At 51.2% G+C, this 15,403-nt stretch carries 13 protein-coding genes; 9 read left to right on the top strand and 4 right to left on the bottom strand.

What is annotated here, in order from left to right; translation table 11 throughout:
• Positions 1-2 precede the first annotated feature (2 nt).
• Entirely contained in the window at positions 3-575 is a 573-nt protein-coding gene (locus tag ACJJII_RS10225) for a tRNA-(ms[2]io[6]A)-hydroxylase (protein ID WP_444906364.1), read from the bottom strand.
• Between the two features lie 79 nt (positions 576-654).
• Positions 655-1,083: an acyl-CoA thioesterase gene (locus ACJJII_RS10230; RefSeq protein WP_444906363.1), complete on the bottom strand. Its 429-nt coding sequence runs from the start codon at positions 1,081-1,083 to the stop codon at positions 655-657.
• 480 nt (positions 1,084-1,563) lie between these two features.
• Between ACJJII_RS10230 and fabV the strand changes: the two genes are divergently transcribed.
• The 8 genes from fabV (at position 1,564) to ACJJII_RS10270 (ending at position 9,226) form a co-directional block, all read left to right on the top strand.
• On the top strand, positions 1,564-2,742 hold the full coding sequence (gene fabV, locus ACJJII_RS10235; RefSeq protein ID WP_444919055.1) for an enoyl-ACP reductase FabV: 1,179 nt from the start codon (positions 1,564-1,566) through the stop codon (positions 2,740-2,742).
• Between the two features lie 111 nt (positions 2,743-2,853).
• Complete coding sequence (locus ACJJII_RS10240) at positions 2,854-3,897, top strand: NADP(H)-dependent aldo-keto reductase (RefSeq protein WP_444919056.1); 1,044 nt, start codon at positions 2,854-2,856, stop codon at positions 3,895-3,897.
• A gap of 149 nt (positions 3,898-4,046) precedes the next feature.
• Positions 4,047-4,280, top strand: a complete 234-nt coding sequence (locus ACJJII_RS10245; protein ID WP_413664456.1) for a DUF2789 family protein — start codon at positions 4,047-4,049, stop codon at positions 4,278-4,280.
• 106 nt (positions 4,281-4,386) lie between these two features.
• Entirely contained in the window at positions 4,387-5,352 is a 966-nt protein-coding gene (gene lpxL, locus ACJJII_RS10250) for an LpxL/LpxP family Kdo(2)-lipid IV(A) lauroyl/palmitoleoyl acyltransferase (RefSeq protein ID WP_444919057.1), read from the top strand.
• A 92-nt stretch (positions 5,353-5,444) separates the two neighbouring features.
• On the top strand, positions 5,445-6,320 hold the full coding sequence (gene dapA / locus ACJJII_RS10255; RefSeq protein WP_444919058.1) for a 4-hydroxy-tetrahydrodipicolinate synthase: 876 nt from the start codon (positions 5,445-5,447) through the stop codon (positions 6,318-6,320).
• A 34-nt stretch (positions 6,321-6,354) separates the two neighbouring features.
• Positions 6,355-7,548 carry an NlpB/DapX family lipoprotein gene (locus tag ACJJII_RS10260; protein ID WP_444919059.1) on the top strand — a complete coding sequence of 398 codons (1,194 nt, stop codon included), beginning with the start codon at positions 6,355-6,357 and terminating at the stop codon, positions 7,546-7,548.
• Positions 7,548-8,321, top strand: a complete 774-nt coding sequence (locus tag ACJJII_RS10265) for an MBL fold metallo-hydrolase (protein ID WP_444914705.1) — start codon at positions 7,548-7,550, stop codon at positions 8,319-8,321. Before ACJJII_RS10260 ends, ACJJII_RS10265 begins: the two co-directional genes overlap by 1 nt.
• Positions 8,322-8,395: 74 nt before the next feature.
• Positions 8,396-9,226 (top strand): sulfite exporter TauE/SafE family protein, encoded by an 831-nt coding sequence (locus ACJJII_RS10270; protein WP_444906357.1) that lies wholly within the window; start codon positions 8,396-8,398, stop codon positions 9,224-9,226.
• A gap of 62 nt (positions 9,227-9,288) precedes the next feature.
• On the opposite strand, the gene ACJJII_RS10275 is transcribed toward ACJJII_RS10270, so the two are convergent.
• Positions 9,289-10,821 carry a peptide MFS transporter gene (locus tag ACJJII_RS10275; RefSeq protein ID WP_444919060.1) on the bottom strand — a complete coding sequence of 511 codons (1,533 nt, stop codon included), beginning with the start codon at positions 10,819-10,821 and terminating at the stop codon, positions 9,289-9,291.
• Positions 10,822-11,202: 381 nt separating this feature from the next.
• On the opposite strand from ACJJII_RS10275, the gene ACJJII_RS10280 reads away from it, so the two are divergent.
• Positions 11,203-12,339 (top strand): tetratricopeptide repeat protein, encoded by a 1,137-nt coding sequence (locus ACJJII_RS10280; protein WP_444919061.1) that lies wholly within the window; start codon positions 11,203-11,205, stop codon positions 12,337-12,339.
• 95 nt (positions 12,340-12,434) lie between these two features.
• Here ACJJII_RS10280 and ACJJII_RS10285 read toward each other — a convergent pair whose 3' ends face one another.
• Positions 12,435-15,134 (bottom strand): TonB-dependent receptor plug domain-containing protein, encoded by a 2,700-nt coding sequence (locus tag ACJJII_RS10285; protein WP_444919062.1) that lies wholly within the window; start codon positions 15,132-15,134, stop codon positions 12,435-12,437.
• Positions 15,135-15,403 lie beyond the last annotated feature (269 nt).

Here is a 15,403-nt window from a genome sequence, read left to right on the forward strand (position 1 = left end):
CGCTAATGCAATGCTGCGCGGTGTGGGAGTGCGGCAGTAATCGCGGCTTCCTCGTCGAGTAATTCAGATAGCCTCGCTTCTACTTTTTCGCGGGGGAAGTACTCCAGGGCGAGTTCGACAAATAGTTCGTGGTGGCGAGCTTCACTGTCGGTGATGACCTGGTAGAAGGTCTTCAGGGGGCCAGCTGGCAGCGCCTCAGCCACCAGCCCAAAGCGCTCGCACCCTCGCGCTTCGATGATCGCTGCGGTGAGCAGGCGGTCCATCAAGTATTCATCGGGCCCCCGGCGAATCAGTTGGCGCAGGGTGTTGATATACGGGTCTTTCACATCCGGTGCCTGGTAGATCCCTCGATCATGCATAATCTTGATAACCTGGCGGAAGTGGTTCATTTCTTCCAGTGCCAGGTTGATCATGGCTTCCACTAAAACGGGCTTGTCGGGATAGTGAGAGAACATGGATACCGCCATGCCGGAGGCCTTTTTCTCTGCGGCAGCATGGTCTTGCAGGAATCGATCAAAGTCGGCGAGCACCACTTGAGCCCAGGGTTTGGGGGTGTGAAATCGCAGTTCAAACATAGTCGATGGCGGTTAGTGCAAAGCGTCAGTATACCGCCACCGGTTCACTGCTCTAGAGCGTTATTGCTCCGGGGTAGAGTCAGCTGGCAATTCTGCGTTCGCGAACCTCCCGCTCTTGTTGAGTAACAATTCGGGCCTGTTCCAGGGACATGCCGGCCTTTGCGTGAGGGGTGGGCTTGCCATGTGCGTCCAGCGCGACAAAAACAATTTGGTCTACTTGCACAATCAGCTGCTGTGACTGTTTGTTGCGAACCTCACAATGGACTGTGAGAGAGGTTTGGCCGATACCAACCACTTCGAATCCAAACTCCACCACATCACCGCAGCAAGCGGAGCTGACGAAGTCAATTTCCGACATCAGTTTGGTGACCAGCATTGGAGTACCCATCTGGCAGCCGGCAAAGATTGCCGCTTCCTCATCAATCCAGGACAGTAGCTGTCCGCCAAACAGGCGCTGGGCGGGATTGAGGTCTCCGGGTTTCACACAGTGTCGCGAATAGTATTTCACTCTGACCTTCCTAACTTACTACAGGTTGAACAACGCTCGAGCCATCCCTGGCTTGCTGTATGACAGCGAAAAGCTTCCTTCACTGGTGAGACTGCATACAGCGTGCCAAGCCAGAAAAAGCGCAGTTGATGAATTTTCCTGTGGAAATATGTCAATTAGCCCTTTTGTGGCACCGGCTTGGCGCGACATTAATCACTGTAGCCCCGTTTATGTGCAGGAAAATCAGGAAATATCGATTTTCTGTTTGGGTTTTGAACAGGATGTGGCGCTTTGGCCGGGATAGTAGATATTTTGGACGTCATCTATCGATTGTGGGAAATACCGCTATGGGACTCCTCGGCGACAGAGATTAGAATGGCCCACGAACCTGACCCAGGCGTCGCACTCACGACCTTGGGTTGATAGTTCTCCGGAGCGCCACCAGCGTATCTGTAATCAGGTAACAACGATTCCCAAAAGACGAAGGGAGAGACTGTAAGGATGATCATCCAGCCGAAAGTACGCGGTTTTATTTGTACCAATGCCCACCCGCAGGGCTGCGCTGCTAACGTACGCGAGCAGATTGAGTATATTCAGTCCCAGCCAGCGGTCGAAAATGGGCCCAAAAAGGTGCTGGTGATAGGTGCCTCCACAGGCTACGGCCTAGCATCACGAATTACAGCTGCTTTTGGTTGCGGCGCAAGCACCCTTGGTGTGTTCTTCGAGAAGCCGCCTACTGAAAAGCGCACGGCTTCTGCGGGTTATTACAATTCCGCAGCTTTTGAGCAGGAGGCCCACAAAGTGGGGCTTTACGCAAAGAGTATCAATGGCGATGCCTTTTCAGATGAGGTGAAAGCCCAGACTGTAGAGATGATCAAAGAAGACCTAGGTCAGGTTGATCTCGTGGTTTACAGCTTGGCATCCCCGCGTCGCACAGATCCGAAAAGCGGTGAGCTGTATAGCTCTGTACTCAAGCCCATTAACAAATCTTACACTGCCAAGAATCTGAACACTGACAAGCTGGAGATCTCCGATATTACTTTGGAGCCGGCGAGCGACGAAGAGATCGCAAATACCGTCAAGGTTATGGGTGGTGAAGACTGGGAACTGTGGATGCAGGCCCTCGGTGATGCCGGGGTATTGGCTGATAATTGCAAAACTGTGGCTTATACCTATATCGGTGAAAAGTTGACCTGGCCGATTTATGGTCACGCGACTATCGGTAAAGCTAAAGAAGATCTTGATCGCGCGGCAAAAGCGATCACCGATAACGGTAAGGCTGCGGCTAACGTTGCCGTTTTGAAGGCGCTGGTGACCCAATCCAGCTCTGCTATTCCGGTGATGCCACTCTATATCTCTCTTGCGTACAAAATCATGAAAGAAGAGGGGACTCATGAGGGCTGTATCGAACAGCTATACCGCCTCTATACTGAGGGGCTCTATACCGATACTCCACGTCTCGATGATGTGAACCGTTTACGTATGGACGAGAAAGAGCTGCGCCCTGAGACCCAGGCTAAGATCGAAAAGCTTTGGCCAGAGGTAACTGCTGAGAACCTGTTTGACTTGACTGACTTCAAGGGCTATCAGGCGGATTTCCTCAAGCTGTTTGGATTTGGTGTTGATGGCATTGATTACGATGCAGACACCTCACCTATGGTAGATACCAAATTCGGCTGATTTTTTGCGGGACTCCATTTGGGAGTCCCGTTTCCCCTTCCGTAACGCACTCCTACAACTCTTCCTAGCAAAGCTGCATAATCCGGTTTTTCGGTTTATGGGGGCTCTTCAATGGAGTATCGCCAACTCGGCACCACCAACCTTAAGGTCAGCCAGATCTGCCTGGGCACCATGACTTATGGTGAACAGAATAATGAAGCTGAATCCGCTGAGCAGCTCGACTATGCAATATCTCAGGGGGTTAACTTTATTGATTGCGCGGAAATGTATCCCGTACCGCCACGGCCAGAAACACAGGGCCTAACCGAGGAATATATCGGTAACTGGTTGGCTACACGAGGAGGCAGGCACCAGGTTGTTGTCGCAACTAAAGTGGCGGGCCGCAGTGCCGCCAATTCAGGTGTCGGCCATATTCGCTCGGGTCCCCGTCTGAACCGAGAGCAGATTTTGCAGGCTTGTGATGATTCCTTAAAACGGTTGCGCACTGACTATATCGACCTCTACCAGGTCCACTGGCCTGAAAGGCAAACTAATTTCTTCGGGCGCCTGGACTATACCCACGGCAGCGACGATGGTGTGTCTTTAGCTGAAACATTGGGCGCACTCGAGGAGTTGGTCGAACAGGGCAAGGTTCGTCATATCGGTGTTTCCAATGAGACCCCCTGGGGTATGTTTGAGTACCTGCAACAGTCGATTGCCTACGGGAAGCCAAGGATTGTATCGATTCAAAACCCCTACAGTCTTTTAAACAGGGCTTTTGAAGTTGGCTGCGCTGAAATTGCTATTCGCGAGAGGTGTGGCCTATTGGCGTACTCCCCCCTCGCATTTGGGGTTCTTTCGGGCAAGTATCTGGGGGGAAGGAAGCCTGATGGTGCACGACTTACCCGCTATGATCGCTTCCAGCGCTACTCTGGAGATCGAACCCTGGCTGCGACCCAGGCCTATGTGGATTTGGCCCGGGAGTTTGGTCTGGACCCTGCGCAGATGGCACTGTCATTCGTGAATCAGCAGCCATTTGTCACTTCAAATATCATTGGCGCCACAACTATTGAGCAATTGCGTTCCAATATTTCCAGCGTTGAAATTACCCTGGATGGTGAGCAATTAGCGGCTATCGAAGCTGTACACCAGGGGAATCCCAACCCGGCGCCCTAAAAGGGCAGAGTCTGAATTCTATTGATGAAAGCCTGTGATGCCTCTTAAAGCCCCGCAGGAATAATGCGGGATGAATCAGGGGCTGCCCAACTATAATTGGGGTAGTGGCCATGAAAATATGGCTGCCAGAATAGATAGCGGTAATCGTTATGGAAACTACTGGACATCACACACTAAAGGACCTGTTTTCCCAGTTGGGGCTGGCGTCTGAAGATGCACAGATCCATGAATTTCTGGTCACGCACTATTTGCACCGTCACGAGAAGCTTTCCTCCGCCTCCTTTTGGAGCGATGGGCAACGAGAGTTCCTGGAGAATGCTATCTTGGATGATTCGGATTGGTGTGTCGCAGTGGATGAGTTGGACACCCTGTTAAGGCACTGACCTCCTGTGGTTGTTACGCAGTCCCCGCTCTCCTCGCATAGGGTATACTACGTCGTTTTCAACCGACTTAGGTTGCGCCTCGGCGCCACACCCTGATATAGATCTGATGGAAAAACCCCGATTTCGCGCGGCATTGCTGCATCCTCGCTACTGGCTAACCTGGCTGCTTTTTGCACTATGGTTTTTGATCGCGCAACTGTCCTATCGCTGGCAGTTGGCCATGGGCCGTGCGTTTGGCCGCCTAATGCTAAGAGTAGCTACCAGCCGACGCACGATTGCTGAACGCAATCTCGCGCTGTGCTTCCCCGAGCTGGGGGAAGATGAGCGAGCTGAACTTCTTAGGCGTAATTTTGAGTCCAGTGGTATCGCCTTGATGGAAACCGGCATGGCCTGGTTTCGCTCTGCCACATGGTTACGAAAACGCTTTACCTTTGAAGGACTGGAAGCCCTGCAGGCCATCCAGGCCCAAGGCCAGGGCGTTCTCCTGATGGCCATGCATTTCACTACCCTGGAAATCGGCGCCGCCATGATGGGGATGAGTATTACTCTCGATGGCATGTATCGGCCGCACAAAAATCCGGTTTATGACTACATGCAGCGCAAAGGGCGAGAGCGCCATACAGAGAATGGCAGTGTTTATCAGCGTAAAGATGTGCGCGGGGTATTGCGAGCCCTGCAGCGCGGGCGTGCGGTCTGGTATGCTCCGGATCAGGATTATGGGATTAAGCAGGGGATCTTTGCTCCTTTCTTCGATGTTCCGGCGGCGACTGTTACGGGAACCTCACGGTTCGCCAGGGTTGGCAAGGCCAAAGTGGTGCCCTATGTGGTGACACGACTGGATGATGGCTCAGGTTACCGTTTGAAGATTTACGATCCTATTGATCAGATCCCTTCGGGAGATGAGCTGCAAGATGCCATTTTGGTGAACCAGTTTATCGAAGCGCGTATTCGCGAGGCCCCAGAACAATACATGTGGGTGCATCGCCGTTTTAAGACCCGTCCTGAAGGGGCAGAAAACGTGTATCACGGGGTACGCAAAAAGAAAAAGAAACGCAAAAGAGTGGCGAGCTAGTCGCACTGGCGCAGATACCCTGGCCTAAGTAACATACTGAACTGACTCTGGCGGTGGTATTCCGGGTGGAGTGCAAAAAATAAGGAGTGAGGATGTTAACCGGTAGTATGGTGGCCCTGGCCACCCCAATGTACGCAGACGGAAGCCCGGATTGGGACAGTCTGCACAACCTCGTTGAGTGGCATATCGAGCAGGGGACCCGAGCACTGGTTGCTGTGGGGACTACCGGTGAATCTGCAACCTTGGACTTCAATGAGCATATTGAGGTTATTCGACGTGTTGTGGACCAAGTGGCAGGTCGAGTGCCAGTGATTGCTGGAACTGGCGCAAACTCTACTTCTGAAGCGATTGACCTTACAGAGAATGCCGCCCGATGTGGTGCAGATGCCTGCCTACTGGTTACACCTTATTACAATAAGCCCACCCAAGAAGGCCTCTACCAGCACTATCGTGCGGTGGCCAAAGCTGTCTCCATTCCCCAAATTCTCTACAATGTTCCAGGCCGCACAGCAGTAGATATGCTGCCAGAAACGGTACAGCGCCTGGCGTTGATCGGCAATATCGTAGGCATTAAGGAGGCCACTGGTGACCTGGAGCGGGCTAAGGTTTTAATAGATACTCTGCCCGAAGGGTTTGCCGTTTACTCTGGCGACGATAGTACCGCGGTTGAACTAATGTTACTGGGTGGTCATGGAAATATTAGTGTAACCGCTAATGTGGCCCCCGCAGCAGTGGCCCAAATGTGTGAAGCGGCGCTGGCCGGTGATGCGGTGACTGCACGGACAATTGACCAGCGAATACAAATATTGCACAAAGTGCTGTTTTTGGAGTCCAACCCGATACCGGTGAAATGGGCTCTCCGGGAGATGGGTCGTGTCGACGGTGGAATACGCCTGCCTCTGACAAGTTTATCCCCTGAGCACCACGGAACAGTGCGCGAAGCTCTGCGCAGTGCCGGTGTACTCTAAACCCGCGAACTGAGAATTAACCAGGATAGCTTTAATGAAAAAATTGACCGTTGGAGCCGGGCTCTTTATCTCCAGTATTACACTGGCGGGGTGCGGTGTGTTCGGCAACGATGGCTATTTCCGCGATCGCAGTAATGATTACCAGCATGCCGATAGCCTGACGCCTCTGCGGATACCTGAAGGTGTTAATACCAAGCACCAGGAGGAACTCTATGAGATCCCCCAGATTGCAGGAGAGCAGCTGGCCCAAGGGGAATTTGAAGTTCCGCGTCCTCAAGCGCTTTCAGTGAATGCGGGTCTGGAGAGAGTAAAGATTCAAAAGCTCGGCGGAAATCGCTGGGTGCTGGTATCCCAGCCTCCTGAAGAGGTGTGGCCCCAGTTGCACCAATTCCTTCGCAGCTCAGGCTTGAATATAGAAATGTCAGATGCCAATGCGGGTGTGATGGAAACTGCCTGGATGGCCTTTAAAGAGAGCCCTGACACTAAAGATAAGTATCGCTTGCAGGTAGAAACCGGTGTGCAACCCGATACGACAGAGATTCATGTACGCCACTTGTCTGTGCCTTCTGCAGCCCCGGTTGGCGGTAGCGTTAATTGGCCAGACCGCTCTTCGAGCCCTGAGCGAGAAGGGTGGATGATTGATGAAATGTCCACGGCACTGGCGTCAGAAACAGCTGCTGCTACAGCGTCTTTGGTTGCCCAGGCAATTGGTAGCAGCTCACTTAAGGTCCAGTTGAGGGAGCCTGCTGGTCATGAGCCCTATATTGCAATGGGGCTCGAAATGGATCGGGCCTGGGCTACTGTCGCTCATGCTGTGAATTCTGGTGCTTATCGTCTACACCGTGAAGATTCCGATATTGGACTTTTTTACGTCACCTACGATGAAGACCGTGCACTTGCTTCTGATGAGGAAGGTGGCGACGGAGGCTGGTTCTCCTGGGGTAGCAAGAGCGATGAAGATGAGCTGGCAGAGAGCGCTGATCAGGTAAGCCTACAGCAGATCTTGGCTGGAATTGATATGACTGAGGGTGCTGAACCTGCTCTCTTCAAGGAAATCAAAGGCCTGGGAGTAGGAACCGCTACAAGCGAGGCTTATCCCGGTTATCTGATTGTTATTCGTGGCAATGACGATGAGATTGAAGTGCGCGTGCGCGATACTCGCGGACAGCCGCTTTCAAAGAATGAAGCTTCCCAGCTGCTTCAATCTATCCAGCAGAACCTTATTTAATGGGCCTGCGCTTCGCCTCTTTGGGAAGCGGCAGTAAAGGCAATGGAACAGTGGTCGCCAGTGGCGACCACTTTCTTTTGGTTGACTGCGGTTTTACCATCAAGGAAACCGAACGCCGTATGGCGCGGCTCGGTATGTCTCCCGCTGATATCTCTGCGATTGTGGTTACCCACGAACACAGTGATCACCTCTCTGGTGTAGGTCCACTTGCGCGCAGATATGGCCTGCCTGTCTACCTGACGCCCGGTACTTTTAAGGCGCGTGATATTGGCAGGTTACCGGAGCTGCACTTAATTGAGGGGCACCAGCCCTTTGTCGTCGCTGATATTGAAGTAACCCCGGTCGCGGTTCCCCACGATGCTCGTGAGGCGGCGCAGTTTGTGTTTCGCTGTCGCGGCAGCAGTCTGGGCTTGTTGACGGACCTGGGGACTATCACCCCTCATGTTGAAGCGCACTTTGGTGATTGTGATGCCTTGGTTCTAGAGGCAAATCACGACCCTCTGATGCTCGCTCAAGGACCCTATCCACCTTCGTTGAAGCGACGGGTTGGAGGTGCCTATGGCCACCTGAGTAATCAGCAGGCTGCAGGCTTTCTACAGCGCGTTGGCTATGAACAGCTACAGCACCTGGTTGTAGCCCATATCAGTGAAAAAAATAACAGTCTTGCCCTGGCAAAGGAGGCCCTGGCAGAGGTTACCGAAACAGTGGAGAGCTGTATTTTTGCCTGTCAGCAGGAAGGGTTTGACTGGCTTACAGTGGAAAGCCGAAGTTAAGGTCGCTATCTATCCCCAGCTTATATCTGTTTAAATGCGACAAAATTGTTTGTCGTATTTAAACGGGGTGGGCTATGGAAATACTACTGGTTTATTTGTTGGTCGGTGCCGCTGCTGGAACTATTGCCGGACTATTTGGCGTAGGTGGTGGCCTGATCATTGTCCCTGCCTTGGTCTTTGTTTTCACCGCCATGGGGATATCCCCTGAAATCCTCACCCACATGGCTGTGGGTACCTCCCTAGCAACAATCATTGTCACTTCAATCAGTTCAGTGCGCGCCCACAACAAGAAAAGGGCGGTGGACTGGAAGATCTTTGGGATTATGGCTCCAGGCATTTTAATCGGCTCCTGGGCCGGTGGTGCCACTGCTGAACTGCTGCCCGGTGCCTGGCTGCAGCTGCTGATCGGCGTCTTTGCGATCGTGATTGCGGTGAGGATGTGGCTTAGTGGTGCCCGGCACGATCAATTAACGGAGGGGGCCGGCAACTTGCCAAGGTCATCTTTATTGCTATCTGCTGGGGGAGTTATCGGCTGGGTATCCGCGATTTTTGGTATCGGTGGGGGCTCACTAACCGTTCCATTTTTATCCCGCTGCCGGGTGAAGATGCAGCGTGCGGTCGCTACGTCGGCGGCTTGTGGTCTTCCCATTGCGGTTGCGGGTGCGCTGAGCTTTGGTTTCCAGGGCTGGGGTAATCAGCTTCTACCAGAATGGAGTAGTGGCTATGTGTACTGGCCTGCGTTTTTTGGAATCGTTGTCACCAGCACGTTTTTTGCCCGCTTTGGTGCCAATCTCGCCCATCGCCTTTCTCCCAAAATGCTTAAGCATTGCTTTGCCGTTTTGCTGTTTATTATTGGGGCGCGCTTTATCTGGCTGAATGTCGGTCTGTTACAAGGCTTGCTTTAGGCGAGGGAAAATAAAAAAGGCCACTGTATAGCAGTGGCCTTTTTTTGGAATACAGCTAAGTATTAGGCCGTTTTAGTAGAGCCTTCAGCTGTCGCAGTATTCTGGGGTGCTTCTGAGTCAGTTTCCCAGTACTTGGACTTGAGACTGATCAGGGCCAGGATGATACCCACTCCGATTGTGAACAAGCTGATTTGCAGGAATAGGTTTGGCATCTCAGCAACATTGTTCGGATCAAAGTTACCTGACAGAAGACCGGCAAAGAGGTTGCCGATAGAGTAAGTCAGAACAAAGACACCCATCATCTGGCCAGCAAAGCGGCGAGGAGAAAGTTTACTTACTGCACTCAGGGCCACTGGGCTCAGGCAGAGTTCACCGACAGTGTGCAGGAAGTAAGTGGCTACCAGCCAGTAAGGAGCAACTTTCAGGCCCGCTGCTGCATATTGAGCGGCAAAGAACATTACCAGGAAGCCACTGGCCATGATGATCAGGCCAAGTGCACATTTCAGCCCATAGGATGGGGTGATCATGCGTTTGCCCAGGTTAATCCACAGCGCGGCAAAGAAGGGGGACAAGGTAATGATAAAGATGGAGTTAAAGCTTTGTAGCCAGGAGGTTGGCATTTCAAAGCTGCCAATCAGGCGATCCGTGTAGTCGCGGCCGAATAGGTTCAGCGAGGAGCCCGCTTGCTCGAAGCCCGACCAGAAAAAGGTAGAGGCTACACAGACTAGGAATAGCGCCCACATTTTCTTTTTCTCTGACCCGCTCAGCTGGCCGCCAAAGTAGATAAAGCCAAAGTAGGCAAGGAAGGTCAGGGTGAAGGCTACAGCTACGTACTTGGCTATTTCTACCGGGTTGATGGTGATAGTGCCATTCATCACCAAGCCGGTAATCACTGCAACACCGACTACAACAGCACCAATTATGCGCCAAGCCAGTTTTGCCTTTTCTGGCGAAAGTGGGTTCTCGGGATTGAGGCTTGCGTTCCCCAGATTGTGGATAGTGCGGCGATACTGGATCAGGCCAATAGCCATCCCCACAGCAGCGGCACCAAAGCCCCAATGCCAACCGACATTTTCTCCGAAGTACCCGCAAACGGCATAACCGATGATTGAGCCCATGTTGATGCCCATATAGTACAGTGCGTATCCACTGTCACGGCGAACATCATCTGGTTGGTACAGATGTCCAACTGCTGCACTGATATTGGGCTTGAGCAGGCCGGTGCCGGTAGCAACAAGGATCAAGCCTATAAAGAAGCTCCAACTGGTTGGGATAGCGAGCACAATATGGCCACACATAATGATGATGCCGCCGTACCATATGGTGCGTTGTCCTCCTAGTAGGCGGTCTGCAATCCAGCCACCGGGCAGGCCGAGGAAATACACGGCGCCAGTGTAGAGCCCATAAATGGCTCCTGCTGCTGCAACGGTAAAGGCCAAGCCCTCTTCCTGAAGACTGGCTGTCATAAACAGCACAAGCAGGGCTCGCATACCGTAGTAACTCATCCGCTCCCACATCTCGGTGAAGAAAAGTGTCGAGAGCCCCTTGGGGTGGCCAAAAAAGCCGGCGTCATTCTGGTCTGTATTTGACGACATAAGCTGAAATTCCAGTTGTTATAGCTCTAATGCAATATGCTGTTGCATATTAGGAAGGCAGCCTGGCCAGGGAACTGAAATTTCGGTGCCCTTTGGCTAGCCAGGTAATTCATCCGTGTGTCAGAGTACTATTTTTTTCCTGTATTGCTCTTGTTTAAAGAGGTCGGGACCGATTCGGGTTCGGACTGGATGTTTCCAGCCAGCTCAAAGGCCCAAATGTTTGTAGCGCCTACCTCCTGCGTAACTTGGAAAGTTTACCAGCTGTCTATTTAACAGGCGAACTGTTGTGAGGTTATTCATAAAAATGGCAACAGGGTACTTTGTGAGTCTGTAAATTAGAGTTAAATCCTGTTGTAGTCCTAATCTTGAGGGGAAATAACTGTGAAGCTTCTATTCGGACTTACTCTGGTGCTACTGGCCACTGGTTGCTCCCAGTCTCCAAGCCGCCATGTGGAAATTGTAGATAGGGAGCTTGTCTTAAGTGGCAAAGCGGTTTTCGGCAGGCCAGTTGAGAAATTTGAGCTACCAAGTGAGGAGTTATTAGGTCTTGATAACGATATAGAATCATACCTCAGTACGATTTCTCCTGGCTCAGCTCCCGATGTGCGGTTAAAGGGGCTAATTAGTGCCTTTCGCCAGGGAGATGTGCAATTTGAATACGATGCTGATAGTACCCTTACCGCAGTAGAGGCTTATCACCGAAAGCGTGGCAATTGCCTGACCTTCACCTTAATGATGGTTGCTATGGCTAGACAATTGGGTGCCCAAGCTTATTTTAATGAGGTAGATGTACCTCCAATTTGGAACCAGGATGAGGCCGAAATCTTCGTTGTCTACCGCCATGTGAATATGGTGTCCGAGCATGCGCGGGGTCGGCGGGTGATCGACTTAAACCTGGCTGCTTATGACCCTATCTACAAGCAGCAAAAGCTCGAGGATAGAGTTGCTTTTGCGCTCTATTACAGCAATCGGGGGGTTGAGCTGATGCGCGAGGGAGAAGAGAGGCAAGCATTTTTATATCTGCGCAAAGCTATTCAGCTACACCCGGATAGGGCGGACTTCTGGTCAAACCTAGGAGCTTTCTACAGCCACTTTAATCATCTTGACGAAGCTGAACAGAGCTATTTACAAGCGCTGAACTTGCAAGAGGGAAACCTTGTTGCCATTAGTAATTTAGAGCGGTTGTACCGTAGTACAGGCAGGGAAATATTGGCTGATGGCTACGCTGATCGGGTTCGTTACCATCGTGAGAGAAACCCCTATTATATTTACTATCAGGCGCGTGAAGCCTATGAAAGCGGCAAGTTTAAGCTCGCTGAAAAGCGTCTTCGAAGGGCTCTAAGATCTGATAGTAGTGATCACCGGTTTCATTTTTTGTTGGGGTTAACCCGATACCAGCTTGGGGATATAGCGTCTTCCCAAAAAAGCTTTAAGGAGGCGTTTTCATTGGTTAGTAATTTAGCCGTTAAAAATATATATAAGAATAAATTAGCCCTTTTGCTGAACACTAGGGGTTAGCTTGGGAGGCTAGTAGCTTTTGCAGGGTTGTTTCACTTATAACAAAAAAGGGCGCCAAAAGGCGCCCTTTTCGATTTGATTTAAAAAATCAGCACTTAGAACTGGTAAGTAACACCAGCCCAGGCGTAGCGGCCCTGGAAGTCGTAGGTGCCGTTCCAATCGCTACCTGAAGTCGTGGATGGCTCACGGTCGGTGACATTATCGATACCCGCAGTAAGACGCATGGAGTCGTTAACATCCCAGCCTGCCTTCAGGTTCAGGTAAGTATGTGAAGGCATATCCAAATAGGGGCTGTGGCCATCACCAATGTACTGAATGTCTGCTCCGAAGTCCCAGCTGTCGGCGTACCAAGTTGCACTGGCCAATCCACGCCATGCGGTGTATGCATCGCCAGTAGTACCGATATAGTCTACTCGGTCAGTGGTCTGGTCTGTCTGAGAGTTGTACTCTTCGTACTCGAGTAGGTGAGTTGCCTGGCCACGCAGTGCCAATTTACCCGCGTCGTAATGGAAGTTCTGTACTACATCAATATCGATACCACTGGTTTTGATCTCACCGATATTCATCAGAGAGCCTTCCAAGTACTCGATTTGGCCACTATCGCTACGGCGCACCAATGTACAAGCTGCAGCGTTGCCGTCACGGTAGCAGTCATCCAGGATTTGCTGCGTGTCAGCGGAGGTGATTGCGTCCTCGATTTCAATGTTGAAGTAATCAAGGGTTATAGACAGATCTTCAGCAAATGCTGGGGTCCATACGATACCAGCGGTGAAGCTTGTAGACTCTTCAGGCTGCAAATCTTCACTACCACCGATGTTGGTTGGTACCTGGTTACCTGCTTGAGTAAAGCCTGCGCCTACCATGTCACAGTTTGCGCCTTGCCCTGCTTCATTGTTGATGTCACATGGGTCGATGAGGTACTCGTAGCTCTGTGAAGAACCGCTGTAGAGCTCATAGATACCTGGAGCGCGGAATGCAGTAGACAGGCTGGTGCGGAAGCGCAAGTTTTCTGTAGGTGCGTATACAGCTCCAAGCTTGTATGTTGCCTGACCACCAAAAGTGTCATAGTCAGAGTAACGGATAGCTGCATCAACAGAGAGTTCATCTGCAAACTTAGCACCAGCCAGAATTGGCAGGTTGAATTCTGCAAACACTTCAGTTACCGCAAAGTCGCCAGAGGTGGCATCCTGTTGGTTGCTAAAGGTTTCGCCAAGTTGAGTCTCTTCACTTGGAGTAAACTCACCAGACTCTTTGCGATATTCAACACCTGCAGCAAAACCTAAAGATCCGCCTTGGAATTGAATTGGCTCGATATCCCCGGTCAAACTGGCGCCGACATTAAGCATGTCATACTCATTGTCTTCGCGATCGGTGTAGCTGATGTAGTCGATAACTTCATCGCTCATACCACCCAGGAATTGGATATCGTCTTCTGCAATACCGCTTACGCCATCCAGAATCTCCTGAACTTTCGTCTTGCTAATGGAATTACCAACGGTGTTGTCACCTTTGTTCTTGCCATAGCTTACAAACGCATCCCATCCCCAGCCATTGGAGAAATCGCCGCGCAAACCGCCGAGAACACGATAAGTCTCAGTTTGCTGCTCTGAATCACGGGTGCCGCCGGCTACCGGGCGTAGACGTACATCGGTGAGGCCGTCTTGCCAGTTCTCACCGTGAATAGCTACTGGCTTGGTAGGCTCCAGACCTTCAGGGCTATCCTGAGCTTCCCACTCTGCTAAAGCAGCATTGTAAGCAGCTAGCTCAATTTGATACTCATCTTCAGCTGCTTGCCAGGCGTCGGACAGTTGAGACTGGACTTCGTCTGAAAGATGATCAGCCGTGATATTTAAGCCGTTACCTGCGTACATCGGCTGGGCAGCAAGCTGCTGATTGGTGGTTTTAGTGGTGTAAGAACCTTCACCATAGAATTCGATGGAATCGCTAATTGAATAGGTGCCGCTTCCAGTAAAGCTGGTACGCTCCATAGAGCCAGATAGCCACATGTACTGGCCAATGTCATAGCTAGCGTAGTCGCCTAGGGTGGTTCCATTATCAGCAACGCCGAAGTTACCGTATGTGGTAAAGATATTGCCGGTAGGGGACATGGAGCTTTGTAGTCCAGCCCAATCACGGTCGGTATAAGCAATTTCATCGCGCTTACTGTGAGAAACGTTGGCGATGAACTGGCCGCGGTCAAACTCTTTACCAAAAGTGATAGACAGCTCGCCATTTTCGCCGCCGCCAGCTTCGGTTGCCCCGGCGCGAGCGTTAATGCGAACCCCGTCGAAGGAGTCCTTCATTACCACATTGATGACGCCAGCAACGGCATCTGAGCCGTATACGGCAGATGCGCCATCAGTCAGCACCTCAATACGATCAATCATATCTACAGGGATATTGTTCATATCTACTGCAGAGGCGACACCAGAACTGGACGATACGAAGCGGCGACCATTAACAAGAACCAGGGTACGTGCAGAGCCCAGGTTACGAAGGTCTACAAATGAAAGACCAGCGCCGCCGTTGTTGTCATTTGCATTGATACCGGTGGTACCCATAGACGGAAGTTGGTTCAGCAGCTCATCAATAGTGCCCACACCTGAACGCTGGATAGCCTCGGAGTCTACGAGAGTGATCGGACCAGTTGTGGATAGTGGGTCACGCGCGATACGGGAGCCGGTAACTACTACTTCTTCAACATCTGCTCCAGGGACAGATTCCTGGGCAAAAATGCCAGCACTGGCCAGGGTGCCCAATGTGGCGATTGCAACGCTCAGTTTGGTCTTAATCATAATAGAACCTTCTTATATTTAAGGTATTTATCACGCTTTTGATTATATGCGCTATAAAATGTCACGGCTGACTTTAATGCATTAGCGAATAAGATGGAACTATTGTGACAAAAGGTTAGACATTATTTTTGTTTACGACTGATCTAAGATTGATCTTTTTGGTTGCATTTTGCTCAATTATTGATTGATTTATTCGAATTTTGTGCTGGCTTTGATGAAATTATTGTGCACACCACTTCATCTGTAGCATCGAATTTTTATTTGTCTGT

It is taken from the genome of Microbulbifer maximicatervae (SeqCode) (genome assembly GCF_052467825.1).

What these genes read in the sequence shown, in the direction of transcription:
- fabV (WP_444919055.1), top strand. Translation starts at nt 1,564, where the DNA reads ATGATCATCCAGCCGAAAGTACGCGGTTTTATTTGTACCAATGCCCAC.
- ACJJII_RS10285 (WP_444919062.1), bottom strand. Translation starts at nt 15,134, where the DNA reads ATGATTAAGACCAAACTGAGCGTTGCAATCGCCACATTGGGCACCCTG.
- ACJJII_RS10225 (WP_444906364.1), bottom strand. Translation starts at nt 575, where the DNA reads ATGTTTGAACTGCGATTTCACACCCCCAAACCCTGGGCTCAAGTGGTG.
- ACJJII_RS10265 (WP_444914705.1), top strand. Translation starts at nt 7,548, where the DNA reads ATGGGCCTGCGCTTCGCCTCTTTGGGAAGCGGCAGTAAAGGCAATGGA.
- ACJJII_RS10240 (WP_444919056.1), top strand. Translation starts at nt 2,854, where the DNA reads ATGGAGTATCGCCAACTCGGCACCACCAACCTTAAGGTCAGCCAGATC.
- dapA (WP_444919058.1), top strand. Translation starts at nt 5,445, where the DNA reads ATGTTAACCGGTAGTATGGTGGCCCTGGCCACCCCAATGTACGCAGAC.
- ACJJII_RS10245 (WP_413664456.1), top strand. Translation starts at nt 4,047, where the DNA reads ATGGAAACTACTGGACATCACACACTAAAGGACCTGTTTTCCCAGTTG.
- lpxL (WP_444919057.1), top strand. Translation starts at nt 4,387, where the DNA reads ATGGAAAAACCCCGATTTCGCGCGGCATTGCTGCATCCTCGCTACTGG.
- ACJJII_RS10260 (WP_444919059.1), top strand. Translation starts at nt 6,355, where the DNA reads ATGAAAAAATTGACCGTTGGAGCCGGGCTCTTTATCTCCAGTATTACA.
- ACJJII_RS10275 (WP_444919060.1), bottom strand. Translation starts at nt 10,821, where the DNA reads ATGTCGTCAAATACAGACCAGAATGACGCCGGCTTTTTTGGCCACCCC.
- ACJJII_RS10270 (WP_444906357.1), top strand. Translation starts at nt 8,396, where the DNA reads ATGGAAATACTACTGGTTTATTTGTTGGTCGGTGCCGCTGCTGGAACT.